Origin of the sequence: Niallia sp. FSL R7-0271 (assembly GCF_038005785.1) — a bacterium.
Lineage (GTDB): Bacteria > Bacillota > Bacilli > Bacillales > Cytobacillaceae > Niallia.
Map to the genome: position 1 here is coordinate 3814462 of NZ_JBBOTZ010000001.1, position 22240 is coordinate 3836701.

Consider the following 22240-nt stretch of genomic DNA (forward strand, 5'->3'; position numbering starts at 1 on the left):
ATTTCGAAATCTCATGAAAATGTTACAAACAGGTGAACATCAAACAGCATAGTAAGCGTTTTACACTTCACTTTCACAAAATAGACAAAAATTATGTGATATATTTCACAAAGTATGTTTTATAATGACATTGTAAATTAAATCTTTTATTTAAGAGGAGCTGAAAAAACATGACACCTTGGAACCAAGTCTATGATCCAATGAATAACTTATGGATCTCAGCTATCATCGCTGCAATACCGATACTATTTTTCATCCTCATGTTGACTTTATTTAAGTTAAAGGGATATATCGCAGGAGCATTGAGTATTATCGCTGCAGGAATTGTGGCTGTTCTCATATATAAAATGCCTTTTGTTTTAGCACTTATGTCAGCATTATACGGTGCACTTGCAGGAATTTGGCCAGTTGCTTCCATCGTCTTTGCCGCCATCTTCCTTTACAAGATTACTGTCAAAACTGGTAAGTTTGCCATTATCGAAAATAGCATATCCTTTATTACATCAGATCAACGCTTGCAGGTTTTGATTGTAGCCTTCTCATTTGGAGCCTTCCTAGAAGGAGCAGCTGGTTTTGGCGCACCTGTCGCGATAACCGCTGCCATATTAGTAGGGCTGGGCTTCAGTCCAATTTATGCGGCAAGTCTTTGTTTGATTGCCAACATTGCAGGCGGTGCATATGGAGCAATGGGAATACCTGTAACCGTTCCATCACTCCTCACAGGACTGGATGGACTTTCAGTCGGCAGGTATACCGCCATCATTATTCCGATTCTCGCCCTATTCGTTGCATTTTTGCTCGTGTTTATCATCGACGGCTGGAAAGGTATTAGACAAACATACCCGGCAGTGCTCGTATCTGGTTTGTCCTTCGCCATTACTCAAGCTTTGGTGCTGTACTTTATCGGAGCAGAATTAGCCAATATATTTGCAGCCATCGTCAGCCTTGTGACACTAGCTCTCTTTCTGCAAAAATGGCAGCCTAAGGAGATTTACCGTGTTAATCAGAAGGAAAAAGCTGATAGTACGGTGAAGTACTCATTATCTACTATTGCCTATGCTTGGCTGCCATTTATCTTTTTAACTATTATTGTTACTTTGTTCAACTTATCTTTTTTCAAGAACTTATTTATTTCAGGCGGGCCATTGGAAAAATTAGTGCTTCAGCTGCCAATTCCATTCCTGAATAACAATGTGATAAAACTGGCACCAATTGTGCCAGAAGCAACCCCATATGCAGCGATCTTTAAACTGGATTTGTTTTCATCTACAACAACAGCAATTGTCATTACAATCATCGTTGCGAGCATATTGTTTAAATGCCGAAAAAAATTGCTTATGGAAACAACGAAAGAAACAGCAAAAGAGCTGTTAGCACCTGTACTGACTATTTGCAGTGTGCTTGGATTTGCCTATATATGCACCTATTCTGGCATGTCTTCTACGCTCGGTCTTACCTTTGCATCAACAGGGGATATCTTCCCATTATTTGCACCATTATTAGGTTGGTTAGGTGTTTTCCTTACAGGGTCTGTTGTTAATAGTGGTTCCTTATTTGCACCACTGCAAGCTGTCACAGCCACTCAAATTGGCATTGCACCTGAAACAATGGTTGCAGTCAATGTCATTGGCGGCACAATGGCCAAAATGATATCTCCACAATCAATCGCTGTAGCAGCAGCGGCAGTAGGATTGGCAGGCAGAGACAGCGACTTGTTTAAAGTAACCATTAAATACAGCATTTGTCTGCTAGTGTTAGTTGGATTAGTCAGTTGGATACTATTTTAAAATATTAATTATCTAAAGGAGAGAGTTACTTATGAAAAAGCAAAATATCAATCGTGTCGTTTTAATTGGAACTGGTGCAGTCGGATGCAGCTATGCTTATTCTTTCATCAATCAAGGTGTTGCCGAAGAGCTAGTACTGATTGATGTGAATGAAAAAAGAGCCGAAGGAGAGGCAATGGACTTAAATCACGGAATTCCTTTTGCACCTACTCCAGTGAAGGTATGGAGCGGTCAATATGCAGATTGCGGAGAGGCAGATTTAGTTGTCATCACTGCAGGCTTGCCTCAAAAACCAGGTGAAACACGTCTTGATTTAGTAGCAAAAAATACAGCGATTTTCAAAACGATTGTCCGAAATGTAATGGACAGCGGCTTTAACGGCATTTTCCTTATTGCCACAAACCCTGTTGATATTCTGACATATGTAACATGGAAAGAATCTGGTTTGCCTAAAGAGAGGGTAATCGGTTCTGGAACAACTTTAGATACAGCTAGATTCCGCTATATGCTTGGTGAATACTTTAATGTTGATACTAGAAACGTCCATGCTGCTATCATTGGGGAACATGGTGATACAGAACTGCCAGTCTGGAGCCGCACAACAATAGGATTGGAAGAAATCGAGACACTTATCGCTAAAAACAGCAAGTACAGCCAAAAGGACCTTGATGATATCTTCGTCAATGTCCGAGATGCGGCATACCATATTATTGAGAGAAAAGGCGCAACCTATTATGGAATCGGAATGTCTCTTGTTCGCATCACAAAAGCTATATTAGGAAATGAAAATTCTATCCTGCCTGTATCTGTTTACTTAGATGGACAATACGGTCATAAAGATGTTTATATCGGTGTTCCTGCTGTAATTAATGTGAATGGAATTCGTGAGGTGCTTGAAATTCCGTTAAACACAGAGGAACAAAAACAATTCGACCATTCTGTAAAAGTTTTGAAAGAAACAATGTCTACGGTAATCTAACAAACAGAGTCCCTGATGCTAATTTGCATCAGGGTTCTAGTTTTGTTTAATAGTTTTCCAAATATTTGACCATGCTAGTGCTATAGATAGATTCAAGCATCCTTTTTTGTGAAAAGTTGGAAAAATTATTGTTTGTTTCCAGTTAATCTGCTAATGTCTAGAAGAAAGCATTACTATAAAATGAAGACTAACACGGAGGTACAGCCAGTGATAAAATTTATTTTCATAAAAGCATTGGTCATGTTCCTCCTTCTTATAACCATCCTTTTTATCTGCAGGAGAATTCTCGCAAATAATATGCTTAAGAAGCATAGAATTCAATCACAAAATGGGATTGATCAGGAACTGACAATTAATATTGGCGGAATAGAACAATACTTATATATAAGAGGACAGCATACTGGCAATCCAGTTATTCTTTTTCTTCATGGTGGACCAGGCATTTCGATGACTCCTGTGCTGCATACGTATCAATATGAATGGGAGCAGGATTATACCATTGTAAATTGGGATCAGCGAAATACAGGCAGGACGTATTTTCTGAACAAAAAGAATGCAGCTGATGTCCTTGCTACATTATCCGCCGACCGGCTTGTTGAGGATATTCATGAAATCACCCTCTATTTGGCAAAGCGCTTTAACCAGCAAAGCATCATAATAATGGGACACTCATGGGGTACGATTATCGGCAGCATGTTTGTCCAACGCTACCCTGAACTGACAAAAGCTTATATCAGCATCTCTCAAATCGTTCATTTAAATGAAGGTGCTGCACTTATGGCAGCTGAAATACGAAAGAAAGCTCTTGTACAAGGGGAATCAAAGGATGCTGAGATTTTGGACCGTTTGCAAAAAGGATTGCATGACAGTCTTAAAGCAACCGAAGCTGCAGTTCTAAAAATGTATAAGGTTGCAAAGAAGTATATTTCTTACGTAGAGGATTCTTTTATTTTCATAAAGGCTGGAATAGTTTCGCCTTACTTTTCTCTTAGGCATTTAACCTATTTTCTCAAGATGGAAAAGCTTCAAGCTCCCTTATCGAAATATGCAATGAGATACGATTTGCGGAAGCTTCCTTCGAACTACCATGTACCTGTCATTTACATGGTTGGTGAATATGATCTTCATTTTAATTACTTATTGGAGAAATATTATCCTCTCATGGAGGCACCATACAAAAAACTCATCACCATTCCAAATGCAGGACATAATGTCATGATGGATAATCCCGACCACTTTAACAGCGCTTTTCAGCAATCTTTACAGGAACTAAAACAAAAAACTTCGCTGAGCCATTAACCCTTCGAACCCTAAAGGCGGTTTTGAAGGGTTTTTTAGATGCAGTAAAAGTGATTGTGACTGTTATTTCTGTCTGTCTTATTCATCAAAATAATCTCTTTCCCACTCCTCTAAAGGAATGTGCTGATATCGTTTCAATTCAAGCTTGTTCGCACTTATAAACTCTACACCCTCACTTTCCAAAAGCTGCTTTTGCATAGCACTTCCTTCCTCCTGTTTTATCACTATCTCACCTTTCGCGTTGACGACCCGGTGCCAAGGAAGATTGTGCTTTCTGCTAGAAGTGTGCAGAATTCTTACGACCTGTCTTGCACCTCTCGGGCTCCCTGCTGCTTTTGCTATTTGGCCATATGTCATGATCTTTCCATATGGAATAGCTTGAATGATTTCAATTACCTTCTCTGTAAATGGTGTCATAATTTTAGCCTTTACCTTTATTTTTTTACATTAACACTTCCATTCTAAGTAAAAACTCTGAAATCAGGAAATGCTATGCAGGAATTAACCTTTATATGATTAGATTAAATGAAGAGAGGGGAAAAACGCAATGAAACTGCAAGCTGGAAACTATTATTGGCCGACTACATTTCCAGAAGCACCTGTCTATCCTTCATTAGAGGAGGACATTAACTGTGATGTGCTGATTGTTGGCGGCGGTAGCTCTGGTGCCCAATGTGCCCACTACTTAAAGGATACAGGCTTGAATGTTGCTGTAGTGGACAAAAGGAGGATTGGAGAAGGCAGCACTTCAACAAACACGGCTCTGATTCAATACCTTGGCGATAAAATGCTGTTTGAGCTTGTAAACAGCTTTGGTGAGGAGCTGGCAATCAGACATTTAAAGCTATGTGAAGAAGCAATCAATGATATTGAAAAGGCAGCAGCCACACTTGATATTGCCTCTGATTTCAAGCGGCGAGACAGCCTTTATTATGCGAGCTACCCAGAGGATGTTGTCAAGCTTGATAAAGAGTATGCTTATCTTACAAAGCACGGTTTTCAGGCTGATTTGCTTTCAGAAGAGGAGATAAAAGAGAAATATGGATTCAGCAAGTACAAAGCCCTTTATACATATAACGACGGCGAGCTGAACCCTTTCAAGTTCAATCACGCCCTCTTAGACGGTGCTGCCAAAAAGAAAGTCTCTATTTACGAAAACACAAGAATAAATGGCAAGAAGCTAGAAAAGGACCAAGCCGTTCTGTATACAGATAAAGGTCACTCGATTACAGCTAAACATGTAATTTTTGCTGCAGGCTACGAAAACCTAGAATTTAAACAAGAAAAAAACAGTGTACTGTCAAGCTCCTATGCTGTCATTACTAATCCGGTTGAAGATTTCTCCAGCTGGCATAAACGCACATTGATATGGGAGACTGCCCGTCCTTACATTTATATGCGCACAACTTCAGATAACCGCATTATTATTGGCGGTTTGGATGAAAACACTGCTATTGCCGAAGAGCGGGATGCAAAAATTATCGGCCGAAAAGACAAGCTTATAAAGGAATGCAATAAATTATTCCCTGATCTAGCTCTTCAAGCAGATTACTATTTAGGTGCCTTTTATGGAGGGACACATGATGGCCTTCCGCTAATAGGGGAATACGAGGAATTTCCTAACTGCTACTTTTTAATGGCTTATGGAGATAACGGTCTTGTTTACAGCATGGCCTTAGCGAAAATTCTTCGTGAAGTTATCACTACAGGCAGTCATCCAGACCTTGCAATATACATGAGGTAAAAATGAATAAAAGGCACATTAAAGAATAAGTGACTCCCTTTAGTGCGCCTTTACCCCTGATTATGTTATGTTCCTTGCTTGCCTTTTAAAGGGCCCCACCATGATTCATTAGCAAAATACCAATCAACTGTTTCTTTAATGCCGGTCTCAAAAGAATACATTGGTTTCCAGCCTAATTCTTTCTCCAGCTTTTCCGGATTGACAGCATATCGATAATCATGACCAGGCCGATCCTTTACATATAGCAGCCTTTTTTCTGGCAGCTTTAATTCTTTCATGATTAACTGCGCTATTTCATTATTGGTCTTTTCTGTTCTTGCGCCGATATTATAAACTTCCCCTTTTTTTCCTTTGCGCAGAACAAGGTCAATTGCAGCACAATGGTCTTTAACATGAATCCAATCGCGGATATTTTTTCCATCCCCATAAACAGGAAGCCTCTCCCCATTCACACCATTTGTAATCAAAAGCGGAATGAGCTTTTCAGGAAACTGATATGGCCCATAATTATTAGAGCATCTTGTTATATTTACATCTAAACCATACGTTTTATAATAGGAGCGAACAAGCATATCGCTTGCTGCTTTACTTGCCGCATATGGACTGTTTGGAGCAATGGAGCTGCCTTCTGTAAAATAGCCAGATTCGCCAAGACTTCCATAAACCTCATCTGTAGAAATATGCACAAACCGGCCAACTCCCTTTATCTTTGCTGCCTCCAGCAAAACTAGCGTCCCTTGCACATTTGTTTCCACGAAAGCACCCGGATTAATAATGCTTCTGTCTACATGCGATTCTGCAGCAAAATGGACAATTCCATCAATACTATAAACATCAAGCAAATGATAAACAAGCTCTCGATTCGTAATGCTGCCATGAACAAACTTATGGCGAGGATTTCCCTTTAAATCCGCCAAGCTGTTTAAATTACCTGCATACGTCAGCAAGTCGAGATTAACAATAATCATATTTGGATATGTATCAAGCATATGACGGACAAAATTACTGCCAATAAAGCCGGCTCCGCCTGTTACAAGCAAATTCACAATGATTCCTCCCATCGGAAATTGTTATACTTCCATTGAGTCATCTATAGAAACTCTTATATTATTGAAATCAAGCATTCCCTAACAACTTTTAATTCTGAGGGTTCTCATTTATATAATACATGGTGATTGGCTGTTTTGATAAAAATTTAGTGATTTTTTAAGCCTGTATTATGCTGTACATTCTGGCTAGAAAATTACTGCCACATAAAAAAAGCCGCCTTACTAAAGGCAGCTTACCGAAACCATCAATGTCCGCCAAGATAGGCTTGCTTTAAATCATCACTTTCTAACAGCTCGGCGGCTGTCCCTGACAGCACAACCTTGCCTGTTTCGATGACATAGCCTCTGTTTGCAATGGACAGAGCCATATTGGCGTTTTGTTCGACTAATAATATGGTAGTTCCTGTTGCATTTATTTCCTGAATAACTTTAAATATTGTTTTTACAAACAGCGGCGCTAAGCCCATGGAAGGTTCATCAAGCAAAAGCAGCTTTGGCCTTGCCATGATAGCTCTTCCCATTGCTAGCATCTGCTGTTCTCCGCCGGAAAGTGTTCCTGACAGCTGTTTCTTCCGTTCCAGTAATCTCGGAAACACTTCATATACTTTTTCCAAATCTTTTTTTATCTCATTTTTATCATTGCGCAAGTAAGCACCTAATTCAAGATTTTCTTCCACTGTCATGTTGGAGAAAACTCTGCGTCCTTCTGGTACGTGGGAAATACCGGCTTTAACAATCGTTTGAGCTGCTTTTCCTGAAATAGACTTGCCTAAGTACTCAATGCTTCCTTTCTTTGGCTTAAGCAGCCCTGACAATGTTTTTAGGAGCGTGCTTTTTCCTGCACCATTCGCACCAATAAGTGTGACGATTTCTCCTTCATTCACCTCGAGGCTGACTCCCTTTAATGCTTGTATATTGCCATAATAGACATTAATGTCTTCTACTTTCAGCATTATTCTGCAACCTCCTCGCCTAAATATGCTTCAATTACCTTTGGATGATTGCGGATTACATCAGGAGTACCCTCTGCTATCAGCTGTCCATGATCCAAAACATAGATGCGCTCACAGATTCCCATGACTAGAGGCATATCATGCTCAATCAACAGAATCGTCAAATCGAATTGTTTTCTAATAAATGCAATCAACTCCATGAGCTCATGTGTTTCTTGCGGGTTCATCCCTGCTGCAGGCTCATCAAGCAATAGCAGCTTAGGACCTGCTGCAAGCGCTCTGGCAATTTCGAGCCGGCGCTGCTGGCCGTATGGCAGGTTTTTTGCTTTTTCGTCTTTATAGCGGTCAAGCTGAAAAATCTTTAAAAATTCAATCGATTTTTCTTCCATTTCCTTTTCACCTGCAAAGTGGGAAGGCAGGCGGAGTATGCTGCTCAACATCGAATGCTTAGCTAAAGAATGATAGGCTACCTTTACATTGTCCAGAACAGTTAATTCATTAAACAAACGGATATTCTGGAAGGTTCTGCTGATACCGCGCCGTGTTACCTGGTATGGCTTCAAGCCCTTCAGCTTTTTTCCGTCAAAGAAAATCTCTCCTTCTGTAGGTGCATAGACACCTGTCAGCATATTGAATGTTGTAGTTTTCCCTGCACCATTCGGACCGATAAGACCAATCAATTCACCGCGGTTAAGCTCTATATTAATTTCTGAAACGGCCTTTAATCCGCCGAATTGAATGCCTGCACCCTTCACTTGCAAAAGCACATCATTGTTTGCCATTCGAACCGCCTCCTTTCCGCTTAAATAAATCAGTGATCTCCAATGTGCCCATTAAACCTTTAGGACGATATAGCATAACAATAACGAGAACTAAGCTGTAGATAATCATCCGTGTTGATGGATAATCCTGCAGATAGGTGGAGATGATGGTCAAGAAAACAGCTGCAATCACAGAACCAGACAAGCTTCCCAATCCACCTAAAACAACATAAATTAAGATGTCAAAAGACTTCAAGAAACCGAAGTTAGTAGGGTTAATAATATAGAAATTATGTGCCTGCAGTGCGCCTGCAACCCCAGCAAACAAGGAGCCAATTGCAAATGCTGCGACTTTATAATAAGTTGTGTTGATTCCCATTGCGTCTGCAGCAATTTCATTTTCTCTAATAGAAATGGCTGCACGTCCATGCCGAGAGTTCGTAAAGTTAACAATAACTAACACTGTAATAAACAAGCAGATGAATGCAGATGTCCAAGTGGTCATATGGGAAACCTGCATCCCTGCAGCTCCGCCAACATAATCAATGTTCAAGAAAAAGATACGAATAATTTCTGCAAAGCCTAATGTAGCAATTGCTAAATAGTCTCCCCTTAGTCTTAATGTCGGGATTCCGACCAATAAGCCAGCCAGAGCTGCGACTACACCGCCTGCGATAATTGCGACAGGAAAAGGAAGCTGTAATTTCATCGTTACAATCGCAGATACATAAGCACCGACAGCAAGGAAACCTGCATGTCCAATTGAAAACTGGCCTGTTATCCCAATAACTAAATGCAAGCTGACTGCCAGCATAATATTGATCGCAATCAAGATAATCATGTTGCTGTATAAAGAATCAATTATTCCATAAGTTATTAAATATTGGATAACACTGTAGGCAATAATGGAAAGCACCAAAAACACCCAGAAACTTTTTGATTTTTTCATTGTCTTCACCTACACTTTCTCTTTCGTATTCTTACCTAAAATACCAGCTGGTCTAAAGATAAGTATCAGAATTAAGATGATGAATGCAGCAGCATCTCTCCAAAGTGAGAAGCCGAGTGCACTTACTATTGTCTCAACAAGACCTAAAATAAGTCCGCCCACCATTGCTCCAGGAATAATGCCAATACCCCCAAGTACGGCAGCAACAAAAGCCTTCAACCCTGGAATTACACCCATTAATGGCTCGATTTTTGTATAATAAGCACCGAAAATAACACCTGCAGCCCCAGCGAGAGCCGATCCGATAGCAAATGTAGCTGAGATTGTTCTATCTACATTAATCCCCATTAACCTCGCAGCATCCATGTCATGAGAAACTGCGCGCATTGCTTTTCCTGTTTTCGTCTTATGGACAATGAATTGCAGAATAAGCATCAACGTTACAGAAGTTCCTAGAATTAATAGCGACTTGCTGCTGATTTGCGCACCGAAAATTTCAAATGTTTTTGTTGGCAGTACATTCGGGTAGGCAACTAAGCCTGCTCCTCTAAAGTAAATAAATACATATTCAATTAATAACGAAACCCCGATAGCAGTAATAAGGGCCGCTATCCTAGTAGCATTTCGCAGTCTTTTATAAGCAATTCTTTCAATAATTACACCAAAAATAGCACATGCTACCATGGAAACAATCAATGCAGGGAAGAACCCCAATCCCCAGCCTGTAATGGAATAAAAGCCTATAAAGGCGCCGACCATAAAGACATCCCCGTGGGCAAAGTTGATAAGTTTAATAATTCCGTAAACCATTGTATAACCTAATGCGATAAGTGCGTAAATGCTGCCAAGGGAGATGCCGTTGACAAGCTGCTGTATCCATTCCATTTTTTCTCACTCCTTCTTCCAAAACTAACCTTTTTTTCTCCTAAAATATAAAATAGGGAGGATGCTCCCCCCCATTTTTTGAACTATTAAGGATTAACCTTTGAGTTAAAGACTTGTTTTCCATCCTTATATTCAAGCACTGTTGCAGATTTGATTGGGTTATGATTCTCATCAATGGAGACTACACCAGTGATTAAGGATAAATCTTTTGTTTCAGCTAATGCGTCTTTCACTTTCTCTGAATCTGTGCTTCCAGCCCTTTCAATTGCATCTTTCAACAAGTATACAGAGTCATAGCCAAGTGCATTGAACGCGTCAGGGCTCTTGCTGTATTTATCATTAAATGCTTGAACGAATTTTTGAATGTTTTCATCTGGATCTTCAGAAGAATAATGGTTTGTGATATACGTATTGTTCAAGTTTTCTGCACCAGCAAGTTCGATAAGCTTTGGTGAATCCCAGCCGTCTGCTCCCATAAATGGTACAGTGATACCCATTTCACGAGCTTGCTTGATGATAAGTCCAACTTCCTCGTAATAGCCTGGAATAAATACGAATTCTGGATTTTCTGACTTAATTCTTGTCAATGTAGAGCTAAAGTCAGTATCTTTTGCTACATAAGCTTCTTCAGACACAATCTTTCCACCATTTGCTTCAAATGTTTCTTTAAATGCTGCCGCTAAACCTTTCGCATAATCACTGGCACTGTCAGCAAAAATTGCTGCATTTTTAATATTCAGTTTTTCTGTTGCGAAGTTTGCCGCAACATTTCCTTGGAAAGGATCGATGAAGGATGTTCTAAAAGCATATTCGTTTACAGAGCCATCATCATTTACTGTAACGTTTGGTGCTGTTCCTGATGGAGTCAGCAATACCGTTTGTTTATCATTGGCAATCTGAACTTGTGCTACTGTATCACCGCTTGTTGCTGCACCGATGATTGCCGATACTTTATCTTGTTCAATTAATTTAAGGGCTCCGTTTGTTGCTTCTGTAAGATCTGATTTATTATCAACCTTTACAGGGACAATTTTTTTGCCGTCAATTCCGCCGTCTGCATTGATTTCTTCAATTGCTAAATCAATTCCACTTTCTAATGATTGTCCATATGATGCAACCTGACCTGATAATTCTAAATTGATTCCGAATTTTATTTCATCACTGCTTGCACCGCTGTCACCTTTTGGACTGCATCCAGCCAAGATTCCTGCCGCTAAAGCAGACGTTGCTAACAAATAACTAAGCTTCTTCTTCATGTTTGAATTCCCCTTTTGTTTAAGTATTCCGAAAATAATATCTCCAAAGCTATTTCTTTATCTCTTTGAAACATAATTGCTATTCTAGTACGCCGCTGTCTTTATTTTTAATATAATTATTAATTAGTTTAATAACTCTGAAAATTTAAGACAGTTTTGTTTAGAATTAGCGCTGCTTTCCTATTTATCGGCACTCTCTCGTTATTTATTAGAACCAAATTATTCATATTCACTAATAGTTTTTTGAAAAATGGAACTAATGTGATTATTATATTAACCTCAAATTATTGTAGAAAGCAATACCTTGATTTTGCCATTTTGATGTTATATCTTTTCACAAAACAAGTTATTTACAACCTAATTCCCTTCTACCAAAGTAGATATTTGCATATAGTTTTATTATTAAATTAAAATTTGTCACATAATCTAACACTTATATTTATTAGTATAATTACATTGATATTTAAAATAACTGCATATTTCCCTATTATTAAGCATTCAGTCTATTCTATTGCTTTTAACAGCTAAAAAAGACTATTCTTCGCAAACCTTAATTTGTCATTTAACATGACATATTTTATGAACAACGGTGTTCAAAATTTTCGTAAATTTTTAAAAAAAATTTTCAAAAAAACTCATTTTTAATGAAAGATAGGGAAAAGAAGAAGTAAGAATGCGGTAGAAAGGAGAATACCAATGAAAGTATTTCCCATTATGCTGACTGCCAGCTGCCTTTTACTCACAGGCTGCAGTACAAAGGAACAAGCAAATAGTACGGAGAATACGAAGGTTTCTGCTAGCAGCAATCAAGTGCAAGCAGAACAAACTGCTAACAACACAGATGCCGCCACGGAGCTTACTAATAGAGAAGTATTAACAGATATCAGAAACGAGTTGAAAATAAAAGATGCTTTGCTGCCAGAAAGCTTTCCTGTTGAGGATGGCAATTATCTTGGAGCACATATTGAGGAAAACACACAGGTTGGCTACAGCATCCGCTTTTACGAGTCTGTAGCCGAAGATTCAAATCAAGCTGGTGAGCCATTAGCAGAGTTCACAGCAACTACAGATGAGGATGCTCCTGCGTTCCCCGCTTTTGATGAAGAGAATATCCCTGAGGATATGTCTGTCGATTTAGGCTACGGCATCAACGGTATACTCGAAGGAGCAGCAGGAAGTACTTATCTTCAATGGAAGGAAGGCAGATGGGTTCTACAGATTAAAGCGGTGTCTGCTGATAATCGCGATTTACAGGTAGACGGCAAAAAGATGGTAAAATACTTAGAGGAACACGCTCTGCCTGCTCCTCATGATGAAGGCATGGTAGAGGTAAGCTATCCAAAAGGTGAAAATAATGCTGAGATTCGGATAATATGGGAGGATGACTCCACTTTATACACTCTTGCAACAACAGGGGATCCTGTTGATGCATTGAAGATGGCTGTTTCGGTTAAATAGCAAAAAAATCCGCTGCTAGTACAGCGGATTTTTTTATATCTTCACTTTCATTTGTGTGCAATCGTCACATTGCATCATATTTTTGACGATGTCTTTGTTTCGTTCTTTAAAGACTTCATTATGAGAAGAAACCATCGCACTAGTGTTGGCGTCTGGCTGAATGAACAGCTTTGCCTTATTTACCGCATTGGCTGCATCTTGAAAAGCACCTGCAATCAGGTGAACCTTTCCATCATGCTTCAGAATGTCTCCGGCAGCATACAATCCTTCAACAGATGTTTCACTGTTGGCATTGCCGGCAATATAAAAATCATCCAACATTTTGATTTCCAGATCACTGTTCTTTAATAATGAGGAATCCATTTCATAGCCATGGTTAATGACAACCTCGTCAACATCAAGCAAACCGACTTCGTCTGTCTGATTATTTGTGACTTCTACCGAATCAATCGTATCATGACCATCCTTTGCGATAAGCTTTGTAATCGATGTGTGGAAAAGACATTCTACCTTACTTTCCATAAGCTGTGTAGCTTTAGCTTCATGTCCTTTAAAGCTGTCTTTTCTGCAAGTTATATATACCTTTTTAGCGATTGGCTCTAATTCAAGGGCCCAATCTATTGCTGAATTGCCTCCGCCTGAAATAATGACTGTTTTATCTCTGAATTGCATGAGAGATTTAACTGTATAATTCAAGTTGGAAACCTCAAATCTTTCAGCACCTTCAATTTTTATTTTTTGTGGAGTAAGTATTCCGCTGCCGACAGCAACAATAACCGTTTTTGAATAATGCTGCTCACCATTAGCTGACTCTAATATAAAACATCCCTTAGCATTTTTGCTTATAGATGTAATTTTTGTATTTAATGCGACTTCCGGATTAAACGTAAGCCCTTGTTGTACTAGCTGTTCTCTTAGCTTTTCTCCTGGAAGCGGTGTAACGCCGCCTACATCCCAGATCATCTTTTCAGGATAAAGATGAAGCTTGCCTCCAAGATGGGGCAAAAATTCAATAATTTTTGTCTTCATTTCTCTTAAACCACTATAAAAAGCAGAGTAAAGTCCTGCTGGTCCACCACCAATAATCGTCACATCGAATATTTCCGTATTTTCCATATTACTTCACTCCTATGGTTTGGAATTAAATTGATTCTCATTCTCATTTAGTATCATAACCCGTTTTTAAAATTTTTACAATGGATTATTGACAGAAATATGAAACGATAATAAGATTTACTTGTTCAAAATGATTATCATTCTCATTTATTTAATAATAGAAAATCATAGGAGGATAATGATGGGGCGACTATATACCGAGGATATAAGCATCAGCTATGGCGAACGGCTAATAGTTAAAAACCTTGATGTTGTTATACCAGATGGAAAAATCACGACAATTATTGGATCTAATGGCTGTGGAAAATCAACATTATTAAAAGCAATGACGCGGATTATCCCGCACCAGTCTGGTTCTGTCCTGTTGGATGGCAAGCACATAAGCAAAATACATACGAAACAGCTTGCAAAGGAAATGGCTATACTTCCTCAAACACCGGAAAGTGTTGCAGGATTAACAGTAGGGGAGCTAGTGTCATACGGGCGTTTCCCTCATCAGAAAGGATTCGGAAAACTATCACAGCATGATATCGAGGCCATTGATTGGGCGTTAGAGTCGACCAATACAAAGGAATTCAAGGACAGATCTGTAGATGCCTTGTCAGGCGGTCAAAGACAGCGTGCATGGATTGCAATGGCACTTGCCCAAGAAACAGATATTATCTTTCTTGATGAACCGACAACTTATTTAGATATGGCACATCAATTAGAAGTGCTCGAATTGCTCCAGAAGCTTAATGAAGAACAAGGCAGAACAATCGTGATGGTTCTTCATGACTTAAACCAAGCCGCGAGATTTGCTGACTATATTATAGCAATGAAAGACGGTGAGGTAGTTAAAGCTGGCAGCCCGCAGGAAATCCTTACAAAAGATATTTTACGAAAAGTTTTTCAAATTGATGCGGAAATAGGGGAAGACCCTCGCACGAAAAAGCCGATATGCTTAACATACCACCTCATAAAAGGAGACAAGAAACATGAAGAAGTCGTTATTGCCAATGATTCTAATCTTATTGCTAGTTATTAGTGCCTGTGGAAATAAGGCATCAGAAACGAACGGCAATACAGAAGATACAGACAAAAAATCTGGAACTATTACTTACCAGTCTGAAAATGGACCTGTTGAAGTACCTGCAGATCCACAGCGCGTTGTCGTATTATCCACCTTCACTGGTAACGTTATGGCACTTGGAGTAAACGTAGTCGGTGTTGATTCCTGGTCAAAGCAAAACCCAAGATTTGATTCAGAGTTGAAAGACGTAGAAGAAGTAACAGATGAAAATCTCGAGAAAATAATTGAATTAAAGCCAGATTTAATCATCGGATTATCAACTATTAAAAATGTAGACAAGTTAAATGAAATCGCTCCAACTGTCACATTTACTTATGGCAAGGCAGACTATTTAACACAGCATCTTGAAATTGGAAAGCTTCTTAATAAAGAAAAAGAAGCACAAGTTTGGGTTGATGACTTTAAACAGCGTGCAGATGCAGCTGGTAAAGAAATCAAAGCAAAAATAGGGGAAGATGCAACAGTAACTGTCATCGAAAACTTTAATAAGCAAATGTATGTATTCGGCAACAACTGGGGTCGCGGAACTGAAATACTCTATCAAGCAATGAAGCTGAACATGCCCGAAAAGGTGAAAGAAATGGCACTTGCAGACGGATACTATGCATTATCTTCAGAAGTGCTGCCTGAGTATGTGGGAGATTACTTGATTATCAGTGAATATGCAGATCAAGATAACTCTTATCAAGAAACAGAAGCATACAAAAATATACCAGCAGTAAAAAATAACCATGTATTTAAAGCAAATGCAAATGAATTCTACTTTAATGATCCTGTGACGCTTGATTATCAACTGGAATTCTTTAAAGAGCATTTTCTAGGCAACTAACTACTAGGATTGCATGCTGTGCACGTTTGTGCGCAGCATGTTTTTATACAAATCTAAACAGAAAAGATGATATAAAATGACTAATTCTATTTCGTTTGTATGGAAATTATTAATAGGTATCTCTCTTTTGATTGCTGCATTTATCATCTCCATGATCTTCGGAGCTGCCGATACATCATTAAAGGACTTATGGCTCGCCATCACTTCTGAACACCAAAATCAAAACAGCAATATACTGCGGGAAATCCGTCTTCCTAGAGAGGTTGCTGCAATTGCAGTGGGATCTGCTTTAGCCGTTTCTGGTGCTATCATGCAAGGCATAACAAAAAACCCGCTTGCTGATCCTGGTTTGCTAGGATTGACTGCAGGTGCAAATTTCGCCTTAGCTTTATCTTTAGCACTTATCCCGTCATTAAACTATTTTAGTATAATGTTAATCTGTTTTGTTGGTGCCGCTATTGGCATGGTTTTAGTAGTTGGAATCGGGATGATGCGAAAAGTAGGAAACTCTCCGCTTAAGCTTGTGTTGGCAGGATCAGCTGTAACAGCATTCCTTACTGCCATCGCTGAAGGAATCAGCCTGTTTTTTCACATCAATAAAAATGTGTCGATGTGGACTTCTGGTGGTCTGATTGGCACATCATGGGGACAGCTTAAGATTATTCTTCCTGCCATCCTTATTGGCATCGCTGTTGCCTTCTTTTTATCCAGGCAGCTTACTATCTTAAGCTTAAGTGAAGATGTAGCAGTCGGGCTTGGGCAAAAGACAGCCTTGGTTAAGGGACTGCTTTTTATTGTTATTATTATTCTGGCAGGAGCCGCTGTCGCACTTGTTGGAAATATGGCGTTTATTGGGCTGATGGTTCCACATATGGTCCGCTGGGCTGCAGGAACAGATTATCGCTTTCTTCTCCCGATTACAGCCATTGCAGGTGGAATATTTATGCTGATGGCTGACACTGTTGCAAGGACAATGAATGCTCCATATGAAACACCTGTAGCAGCAATAATCAGTATTTTAGGTTTGCCTTTCTTTTTATTCATTGTTAAAAAAGGAGGAAGTAAATTCGCATGATATCCTCTGCATTGCTGAAAAAACAAAAACTAGTTATCACCGTGCTTGCAGCACTCATATTTTTGACTATTGGAATCTCCTTAAGTATCGGGTACGCCTCCTTCGGTCTGTCACGGCTTCTGCCGACACTGTTTGGAAATGGCACATTCTCAGAGGAATTTATTTTATATTCTGTTCGCTTGCCAAGAATTATTGTTACCTTGCTTGCAGGGGTTGCCCTCTCTCTTTCTGGAGCAATTCTGCAGGGCATCACAAGAAATGATTTAGCAGATCCAGGCATTATTGGCATTAACGCAGGCGCCGGTGTTGCTGTTGCAATCTTTTTCCTGTTTTTCCCGATTGACGCTGGATCATTTGTTTATATGATTCCAGTTTGTGCATTTGCCGGTGCTGTTGCGTCCGCCCTGCTTATCTATTTCTTTTCATACGATAAAGGCCTCGGTTTCCAGCCAACTCGCCTTGTACTAGTTGGGGTAGGCTTTTCTATGGCTTTATCAGGAATCATGGTTGTGCTGATTTCTTCTGCTGAAAGAGAAAAAGTAGAGTTCATTTCAAAATGGCTGGCAGGCAATGTTTGGGGAACAGACTGGCCGTATATTTTGGCTATGCTTCCTTGGCTGATTGTATTTATTCCTTTTACTTTATACAAAGCGAATAAGCTCGATGTTCTGACCTTCAGCGAGCCTGTTGCTGTCGGTATTGGCGCATCGGTTCAGAAGGAGAGAATAGTTCTGGCAATAGCTGCGGTCGCTCTGGCTGCTGCTGCTGTTTCCGCAACAGGAAGCATCTCCTTTATAGGATTAATGGGACCTCATATTGCGAAAGCATTAGTCGGCCCAAGGCATAAAATGTATTTACCTGTTGCACTGCTGATCGGGGGGCTTTTCCTTCTGGCTGCGGACACAATTGGCAAAAACATACTTGATCCTGACGGAGTCCCAGCTGGAATCATGGCTGCCATTATTGGCGCGCCTTACTTCATGTATTTGCTGTTCAAGAAAAAATAAGTATATCAATATAATAAAATATTTTCCTTGACTATTTAGATTTTTCCAATTAATCTAGTATACAGATATTTCAAAAACAAAAAAAATTTCATTTCTTATCGAGAGAGGTGGAGGGACTGGCCCTTTGATGCCTCAGCAACAGATTCTGCTTAGAATACTGTGCTAATTCCAGAAGCGCAACGCTTGAAGATAAGAAGAGCCAATGTGAATGTTCGCCTCTTCTTATTTACAAGAAGAGGCTTTTTGTGTGTTTTAGGCTTATCTTCTTTCATTCCAAATAAAATAACGAAAGCAGGAGTTAATCATGACAAAAATAGTAAACCAAGGTCCATTCAGAGCAGATCACGTTGGCAGCTTATTGCGGCCTGAAAGCTTGCATAAAGCTAGAAAAGAATTCAAAGAAGGCATTATTACAAAAGATGAGCTTCGTGCTGTGGAAACAGCAGAGATTAAGAGAATTGTTGATAAACAAATCGAGATTGGCTTAAAAGCCGTGACAGACGGAGAATTTAGACGCACATGGTGGCATCTTGACTTCCTTGAGCATTTGGATGGAATCGAAGGCTATGTGCCAGAAAGCGGTTATAAATTTGATGGCGTGGAAACAGAAAAATATAATATCCGCAATAACGGCAAGATTGCTTTCAATCCAAATCACCCATTCATTGAAGATTTCAAAGTGTTTAAAGACATCGTCGGAGATCGCGCTGTTGCGAAACAAACCATCCCTAGTCCGAACCAGCTTTTTTACAGCACTATTAGAAATGAAGCTATTTATCCAAACTTAGAAGACTTCACAAAAGACGTAATCCAAACTTACCGTGACGCTATTAAAGCTTTCTATGATGCTGGTGTGCGTTATTTACAATTAGACGATGTTTATATTGCAAGACTTTCTTCGCCAGAGCATACCTTTAATGACGGAGAGTACAGCAGGGAGCATTGGATTGAGTTAGCATTGTATGTCATTAACAGCATATTGGAAGATAAACCAGAGGATCTTGTTGTTACAACCCACTTGTGTAGAGGAAACTACCAATCAACTTGGGCTTTCGAAGGAAGCTATTCTTTAATTGCACCGACTTTGCTTGCAAAAGAGAAGGTTGATGGCTTCTTCCTTGAATATGATGATGAACGCTCAGGTGACTTCAAACCGCTTGAACATATTCCTCATGAAGGAGCAAAGGTTGTTTTAGGAGTTGTGACATCTAAGTTTGGCGAATTAGAAAAGAAAGAAACATTAAAAGCCCGCATTCTTGATGCGGCAAATCACCTGCCTTTAGAGCAGCTATGCTTAAGTCCACAGTGCGGCTTTGCGTCGACACACCACGGCAATAAACTGACAGAAGAGCAGCAGTGGGAAAAGCTGCGGTTAGTAGTCGAAGTTGCCGAGGAATTATGGGAAGCTAAAGAACCAGTAACTAAATAATAAAACGGGCACTTTATTTGTCTTCCTGCTTGTTTATATCAATATTCCCATAAAAAAGGAAAGGGCAATTTGCTGCCCTTTCCTTTTCTTACGGATTTTTTACAAGCGGGAACTGAATTTTAACTATCGTTCCTTCCCCTTTTTTGCTTTCAATGTTGATTTTTCCGTTATACTTTTCGACAATATTGAAGCATATCATCATTCCCAAACCGGTTCCTTTGCTTTTCAAGGAATAAAACGGTGTCCCTAATGATTGGACTTCCTCCTCTGACATACCGCAGCCATGGTCTGTCACTTTTATTTCCACCATATCCTTTTGCAGCTCTGTTTCAATAAAGATTGGCTCACCATACGGCGATGCCTCCATTGCGTTCTTCAACAGATTGATCATCAACTGTTTAAATTCAATGGTGTTCACTAAAATATAACAATCCTTCTGTACATCACGGAGAAATATATTATTATCCCTGAGAATTCCATATGATTTTACTAGATCAGTAACGCTTTGAAGCAAGTAGTCTACTTCAACCTTCTCCAGCTTAATATCATTATCGGGTTTTGCCAGCATCAGAAATTGAGAAAGAACATGCTCTGCTGTGTTCAGCTCATCAATCATCAGGCTATAGTTCCGTTTGGAGCCTTCATCCATTTTCTCCTCTTGCTGATAGAGCTGCAGGAAACCTTTTACTACTGTTAATGGGTTCCTGATTTCATGGGCTACAGCTGCTGCTAACTGACCTGTAGTTTTCAGCCGTTCTGATTGCTGAAGCTGTTTGTAATACAATTGCTGTTTTTTTATTCGTTCATATGTTAAAAGAAAAATACAATATAATAGCGCTTGGCTTCCTAGGAAGTTAATAACATTGCCTGGAACATTTATTCCTAGCAGCCCAAATGTCTCTGCCTTGTCCATAAACAGAATGTAACCATATCCAAGCAAGTAAAGGCATATATTCATTACCATTGAAAATATGAAAAGCTGTTTATCAAAAAATAAAATGGAGATTGCCGGGATGAAACATACAAAAATAAAGGAAGACCATGTATCTGGATATACATAAAATATCGTATAAAAATAGGCCGTTCCAACGATGATGATTAAAAAATTAAGCCACCAGCCAGAAATCTTCGGATACAGCAGCAACAGCACAGATAATATGACCACTTCTACTGCATTTAAGTAATTCCCAAAGCGCAGTCCCGCTGTCTCCATGAATAAACTTGCTACCATTCCTGTCACCATGAACAGGATGATAACAGCTATAACCCCGTAATAAACCTTTACATTAAAATCCTTATATGAATTCATGTTTTATGCACCTTTTATTTAATTTCCATACATCTTTAGTCTACCAAACTGGCAAGCGCTTGAATACGTTTTTCCAGTTATTTGTTATGGTTTTTATCTGCTTCCAACTACCTTTTTTAATACTTCATTACTTTTATACACACATGCGTTAAAGTATTAAAAATTTTTATTGACGCCCACCCATATATTGCATATAATTACCACAAAATACAAGGGAATGGAGATTATGGGGATGAAAGAGTTTTTCAACAAATTATTAACTGGAATCAGTATTGGCATTGTCGTCTCATTAATACCAAATGCACTTTTAGGGGAAATTTTAAAGCTTCTGATACCTTATATACCATCCCTTCAACATATTTATGACATCACCGTATTTGTGATGAGCCTGCTGCCTGTGCTTATTGGTGTAATGGTCGGAGTATCCTTTAAGCTCACCTCCATCCAAACAGCGAGTGTCGGCATTGCCGCGATGGTCGGGAGCGGTGTTATTCAAAAAACGGCTGATGGGCTATTTACCTTAAACGGAATTGGGGTCGTCATCAACACAGGATTAACTGCCGCTTTAACCGTATTATTTGTCCAATTAGTAGGAGACCGCCTGAAGGCATATTCTATTCTACTCTTGCCTACCTTGAGTATATTAGTGCCAGGCATGGCTGGATATCTTATCTTGCCTTACATAAAAAACACAACAGGAATTATTGGTGTAGGGGTTCAGCATGTTACTACCCTTCAACCAGTACTGATGGGAGCCATCATCTCTGTCATTTTCTGCATTATCATTTTGTCTCCCGTTTCAACCGTCGGCCTTGCGACTGTTATTTCATTATCCGGGATCGGGTCAGGTGCAGCGAACCTTGGAATTGTTGCAGCAGGCATCGGCTTGGCAATTGCAAGCTATAAAGCTAACGCACTCGGAACAGCGTTGGCACATGTGCTCGGCTCACCAAAGATTCAGATGAGGAACTTCTTTATGAAGCCTAAGATATTGTTTCCAATGCTGATAACCGCTGCTGTGCTAGGTGCATTAGCAGGATTCTTAAATATACAGGGCACTCCTTACAGTGCAGGCTTTGGGCTTTCAGGACTTGTAGGTCCGCTAAATTATATGCATTTGGCTGACGGAGGGTGGACATATAAGAATATTACCATTATGATTTCCGTATTCTTTATCGTTCCAGTCATACTCAACCTTGCCTTAATTTATATCTTTGCCAGAAAACTTAAAGTTATCAAAGCAGATGATTACAAGCTTCATTTCGACTAATAAAAAAAGCCGT

The 22240-nt window shown here is 39.5% G+C and carries 20 protein-coding genes and 1 riboswitch; of the genes, 11 read left to right on the forward strand and 9 right to left on the reverse strand.

From position 1 onward, the window contains the following. Positions 1 to 170: 170 nt before the first annotated feature. The 3 genes from MKX82_RS19450 (at position 171) to MKX82_RS19460 (ending at position 4065) form a co-directional block, all read left to right on the forward strand. Positions 171 to 1787 (forward strand): lactate permease LctP family transporter, encoded by a 1617-nt coding sequence (locus MKX82_RS19450; RefSeq protein ID WP_341079219.1) that lies wholly within the window; start codon positions 171 to 173, stop codon positions 1785 to 1787. A gap of 31 nt (positions 1788 to 1818) precedes the next feature. Beyond that, complete coding sequence (locus MKX82_RS19455) at positions 1819 to 2766, forward strand: L-lactate dehydrogenase (protein WP_237942110.1); 948 nt, start codon at positions 1819 to 1821, stop codon at positions 2764 to 2766. 207 nt (positions 2767 to 2973) lie between these two features. Further along, positions 2974 to 4065 carry an alpha/beta fold hydrolase gene (locus MKX82_RS19460; RefSeq protein ID WP_233316041.1) on the forward strand — a complete coding sequence of 364 codons (1092 nt, stop codon included), beginning with the start codon at positions 2974 to 2976 and terminating at the stop codon, positions 4063 to 4065. A gap of 78 nt (positions 4066 to 4143) precedes the next feature. Here MKX82_RS19460 and MKX82_RS19465 read toward each other — a convergent pair whose 3' ends face one another. Next, entirely contained in the window at positions 4144 to 4482 is a 339-nt protein-coding gene (locus MKX82_RS19465; protein WP_233316042.1) for an MGMT family protein, read from the reverse strand. Between the two features lie 130 nt (positions 4483 to 4612). On the opposite strand from MKX82_RS19465, the gene MKX82_RS19470 reads away from it, so the two are divergent. Beyond that, entirely contained in the window at positions 4613 to 5809 is a 1197-nt protein-coding gene (locus tag MKX82_RS19470; RefSeq protein WP_341079223.1) for an NAD(P)/FAD-dependent oxidoreductase, read from the forward strand. Positions 5810 to 5874: 65 nt separating this feature from the next. Here the strand turns inward: MKX82_RS19470 and rfbB are convergent, their stop codons facing one another. The 6 genes from rfbB to MKX82_RS19500 all read right to left on the reverse strand — a co-directional run bounded on the left by rfbB (position 5875) and on the right by MKX82_RS19500 (position 11662). Continuing rightward, positions 5875 to 6855: a dTDP-glucose 4,6-dehydratase gene (gene rfbB / locus MKX82_RS19475; protein ID WP_341079225.1), complete on the reverse strand. Its 981-nt coding sequence runs from the start codon at positions 6853 to 6855 to the stop codon at positions 5875 to 5877. Positions 6856 to 7103: 248 nt separating this feature from the next. Then, positions 7104 to 7811, reverse strand: a complete 708-nt coding sequence (locus tag MKX82_RS19480; RefSeq protein ID WP_233316047.1) for an ABC transporter ATP-binding protein — start codon at positions 7809 to 7811, stop codon at positions 7104 to 7106. Next, positions 7811 to 8593, reverse strand: coding sequence for an ABC transporter ATP-binding protein (locus MKX82_RS19485; protein ID WP_233316048.1), 783 nt, complete (start codon positions 8591 to 8593; stop codon positions 7811 to 7813). Before MKX82_RS19485 ends, MKX82_RS19480 begins: the two co-directional genes overlap by 1 nt. Next, on the reverse strand, positions 8580 to 9521 hold the full coding sequence (locus tag MKX82_RS19490; RefSeq protein WP_233316049.1) for a branched-chain amino acid ABC transporter permease: 942 nt from the start codon (positions 9519 to 9521) through the stop codon (positions 8580 to 8582). The genes MKX82_RS19485 and MKX82_RS19490 overlap by 14 nt, the downstream gene beginning before the upstream one ends. Before the next feature lie 9 nt (positions 9522 to 9530). After that, entirely contained in the window at positions 9531 to 10406 is an 876-nt protein-coding gene (locus MKX82_RS19495; RefSeq protein WP_233316050.1) for a branched-chain amino acid ABC transporter permease, read from the reverse strand. 86 nt (positions 10407 to 10492) lie between these two features. Continuing rightward, the gene (locus tag MKX82_RS19500; RefSeq protein ID WP_233316051.1) at positions 10493 to 11662 is read right to left on the reverse strand and encodes an ABC transporter substrate-binding protein; all 1170 of its coding nucleotides are present in this window, start codon (positions 11660 to 11662) and stop codon (positions 10493 to 10495) included. A 696-nt stretch (positions 11663 to 12358) separates the two neighbouring features. Here MKX82_RS19500 and MKX82_RS19505 point away from each other — a divergent pair. Next, positions 12359 to 13120 carry a hypothetical protein gene (locus tag MKX82_RS19505; RefSeq protein WP_341079228.1) on the forward strand — a complete coding sequence of 254 codons (762 nt, stop codon included), beginning with the start codon at positions 12359 to 12361 and terminating at the stop codon, positions 13118 to 13120. Positions 13121 to 13153: 33 nt separating this feature from the next. Here the strand turns inward: MKX82_RS19505 and MKX82_RS19510 are convergent, their stop codons facing one another. Next, on the reverse strand, positions 13154 to 14236 hold the full coding sequence (locus MKX82_RS19510) for an NAD(P)/FAD-dependent oxidoreductase (protein ID WP_341079230.1): 1083 nt from the start codon (positions 14234 to 14236) through the stop codon (positions 13154 to 13156). Positions 14237 to 14417: 181 nt separating this feature from the next. Between MKX82_RS19510 and MKX82_RS19515 the strand changes: the two genes are divergently transcribed. The 5 genes from MKX82_RS19515 to MKX82_RS19535 all read left to right on the forward strand — a co-directional run bounded on the left by MKX82_RS19515 (position 14418) and on the right by MKX82_RS19535 (position 19648). After that, a complete protein-coding gene (locus MKX82_RS19515; protein WP_233316160.1) occupies positions 14418 to 15263 on the forward strand; it encodes an ABC transporter ATP-binding protein in 846 nt (281 codons plus the stop codon). Beyond that, entirely contained in the window at positions 15214 to 16137 is a 924-nt protein-coding gene (locus MKX82_RS19520; protein WP_233316054.1) for an iron-hydroxamate ABC transporter substrate-binding protein, read from the forward strand. Before MKX82_RS19515 ends, MKX82_RS19520 begins: the two co-directional genes overlap by 50 nt. Positions 16138 to 16213: 76 nt before the next feature. Then, the gene (locus MKX82_RS19525) at positions 16214 to 17212 is read left to right on the forward strand and encodes a FecCD family ABC transporter permease (RefSeq protein ID WP_341079232.1); all 999 of its coding nucleotides are present in this window, start codon (positions 16214 to 16216) and stop codon (positions 17210 to 17212) included. Next, positions 17209 to 18219 (forward strand): FecCD family ABC transporter permease, encoded by a 1011-nt coding sequence (locus tag MKX82_RS19530; protein ID WP_233316056.1) that lies wholly within the window; start codon positions 17209 to 17211, stop codon positions 18217 to 18219. Before MKX82_RS19525 ends, MKX82_RS19530 begins: the two co-directional genes overlap by 4 nt. A gap of 92 nt (positions 18220 to 18311) precedes the next feature. Beyond that, a riboswitch (SAM riboswitch) is annotated at positions 18312 to 18415 on the forward strand. 108 nt (positions 18416 to 18523) lie between these two features. Beyond that, complete coding sequence (locus MKX82_RS19535; protein ID WP_233316057.1) at positions 18524 to 19648, forward strand: 5-methyltetrahydropteroyltriglutamate--homocysteine S-methyltransferase; 1125 nt, start codon at positions 18524 to 18526, stop codon at positions 19646 to 19648. Positions 19649 to 19736: 88 nt separating this feature from the next. Here MKX82_RS19535 and MKX82_RS19540 read toward each other — a convergent pair whose 3' ends face one another. Beyond that, complete coding sequence (locus MKX82_RS19540) at positions 19737 to 20957, reverse strand: sensor histidine kinase (protein ID WP_237942118.1); 1221 nt, start codon at positions 20955 to 20957, stop codon at positions 19737 to 19739. A 232-nt stretch (positions 20958 to 21189) separates the two neighbouring features. Here MKX82_RS19540 and MKX82_RS19545 point away from each other — a divergent pair, with 232 nt between their 5' ends. Then, a complete protein-coding gene (locus MKX82_RS19545; RefSeq protein ID WP_341079235.1) occupies positions 21190 to 22227 on the forward strand; it encodes a PTS transporter subunit IIC in 1038 nt (345 codons plus the stop codon). The last annotated feature ends 13 nt before the right edge of the window (positions 22228 to 22240 follow it).

Coding starts and splice junctions, on each gene's coding strand:
- MKX82_RS19495 (WP_233316050.1), bottom strand. CDS start 10,406: ATGGAATGGATACAGCAGCTTGTCAACGGCATCTCCCTTGGCAGCATT.
- MKX82_RS19490 (WP_233316049.1), bottom strand. CDS start 9,521: ATGAAAAAATCAAAAAGTTTCTGGGTGTTTTTGGTGCTTTCCATTATT.
- MKX82_RS19525 (WP_341079232.1), top strand. CDS start 16,214: ATGACTAATTCTATTTCGTTTGTATGGAAATTATTAATAGGTATCTCT.
- MKX82_RS19545 (WP_341079235.1), top strand. CDS start 21,190: ATGAAAGAGTTTTTCAACAAATTATTAACTGGAATCAGTATTGGCATT.
- MKX82_RS19540 (WP_237942118.1), bottom strand. CDS start 20,957: ATGAATTCATATAAGGATTTTAATGTAAAGGTTTATTACGGGGTTATA.
- MKX82_RS19480 (WP_233316047.1), bottom strand. CDS start 7,811: ATGCTGAAAGTAGAAGACATTAATGTCTATTATGGCAATATACAAGCA.
- MKX82_RS19450 (WP_341079219.1), top strand. CDS start 171: ATGACACCTTGGAACCAAGTCTATGATCCAATGAATAACTTATGGATC.
- MKX82_RS19505 (WP_341079228.1), top strand. CDS start 12,359: ATGAAAGTATTTCCCATTATGCTGACTGCCAGCTGCCTTTTACTCACA.
- MKX82_RS19530 (WP_233316056.1), top strand. CDS start 17,209: ATGATATCCTCTGCATTGCTGAAAAAACAAAAACTAGTTATCACCGTG.
- MKX82_RS19535 (WP_233316057.1), top strand. CDS start 18,524: ATGACAAAAATAGTAAACCAAGGTCCATTCAGAGCAGATCACGTTGGC.
- MKX82_RS19520 (WP_233316054.1), top strand. CDS start 15,214: ATGAAGAAGTCGTTATTGCCAATGATTCTAATCTTATTGCTAGTTATT.
- MKX82_RS19510 (WP_341079230.1), bottom strand. CDS start 14,236: ATGGAAAATACGGAAATATTCGATGTGACGATTATTGGTGGTGGACCA.
- MKX82_RS19465 (WP_233316042.1), bottom strand. CDS start 4,482: ATGACACCATTTACAGAGAAGGTAATTGAAATCATTCAAGCTATTCCA.
- MKX82_RS19485 (WP_233316048.1), bottom strand. CDS start 8,593: ATGGCAAACAATGATGTGCTTTTGCAAGTGAAGGGTGCAGGCATTCAA.
- MKX82_RS19500 (WP_233316051.1), bottom strand. CDS start 11,662: ATGAAGAAGAAGCTTAGTTATTTGTTAGCAACGTCTGCTTTAGCGGCA.
- MKX82_RS19515 (WP_233316160.1), top strand. CDS start 14,418: ATGGGGCGACTATATACCGAGGATATAAGCATCAGCTATGGCGAACGG.
- MKX82_RS19470 (WP_341079223.1), top strand. CDS start 4,613: ATGAAACTGCAAGCTGGAAACTATTATTGGCCGACTACATTTCCAGAA.
- MKX82_RS19455 (WP_237942110.1), top strand. CDS start 1,819: ATGAAAAAGCAAAATATCAATCGTGTCGTTTTAATTGGAACTGGTGCA.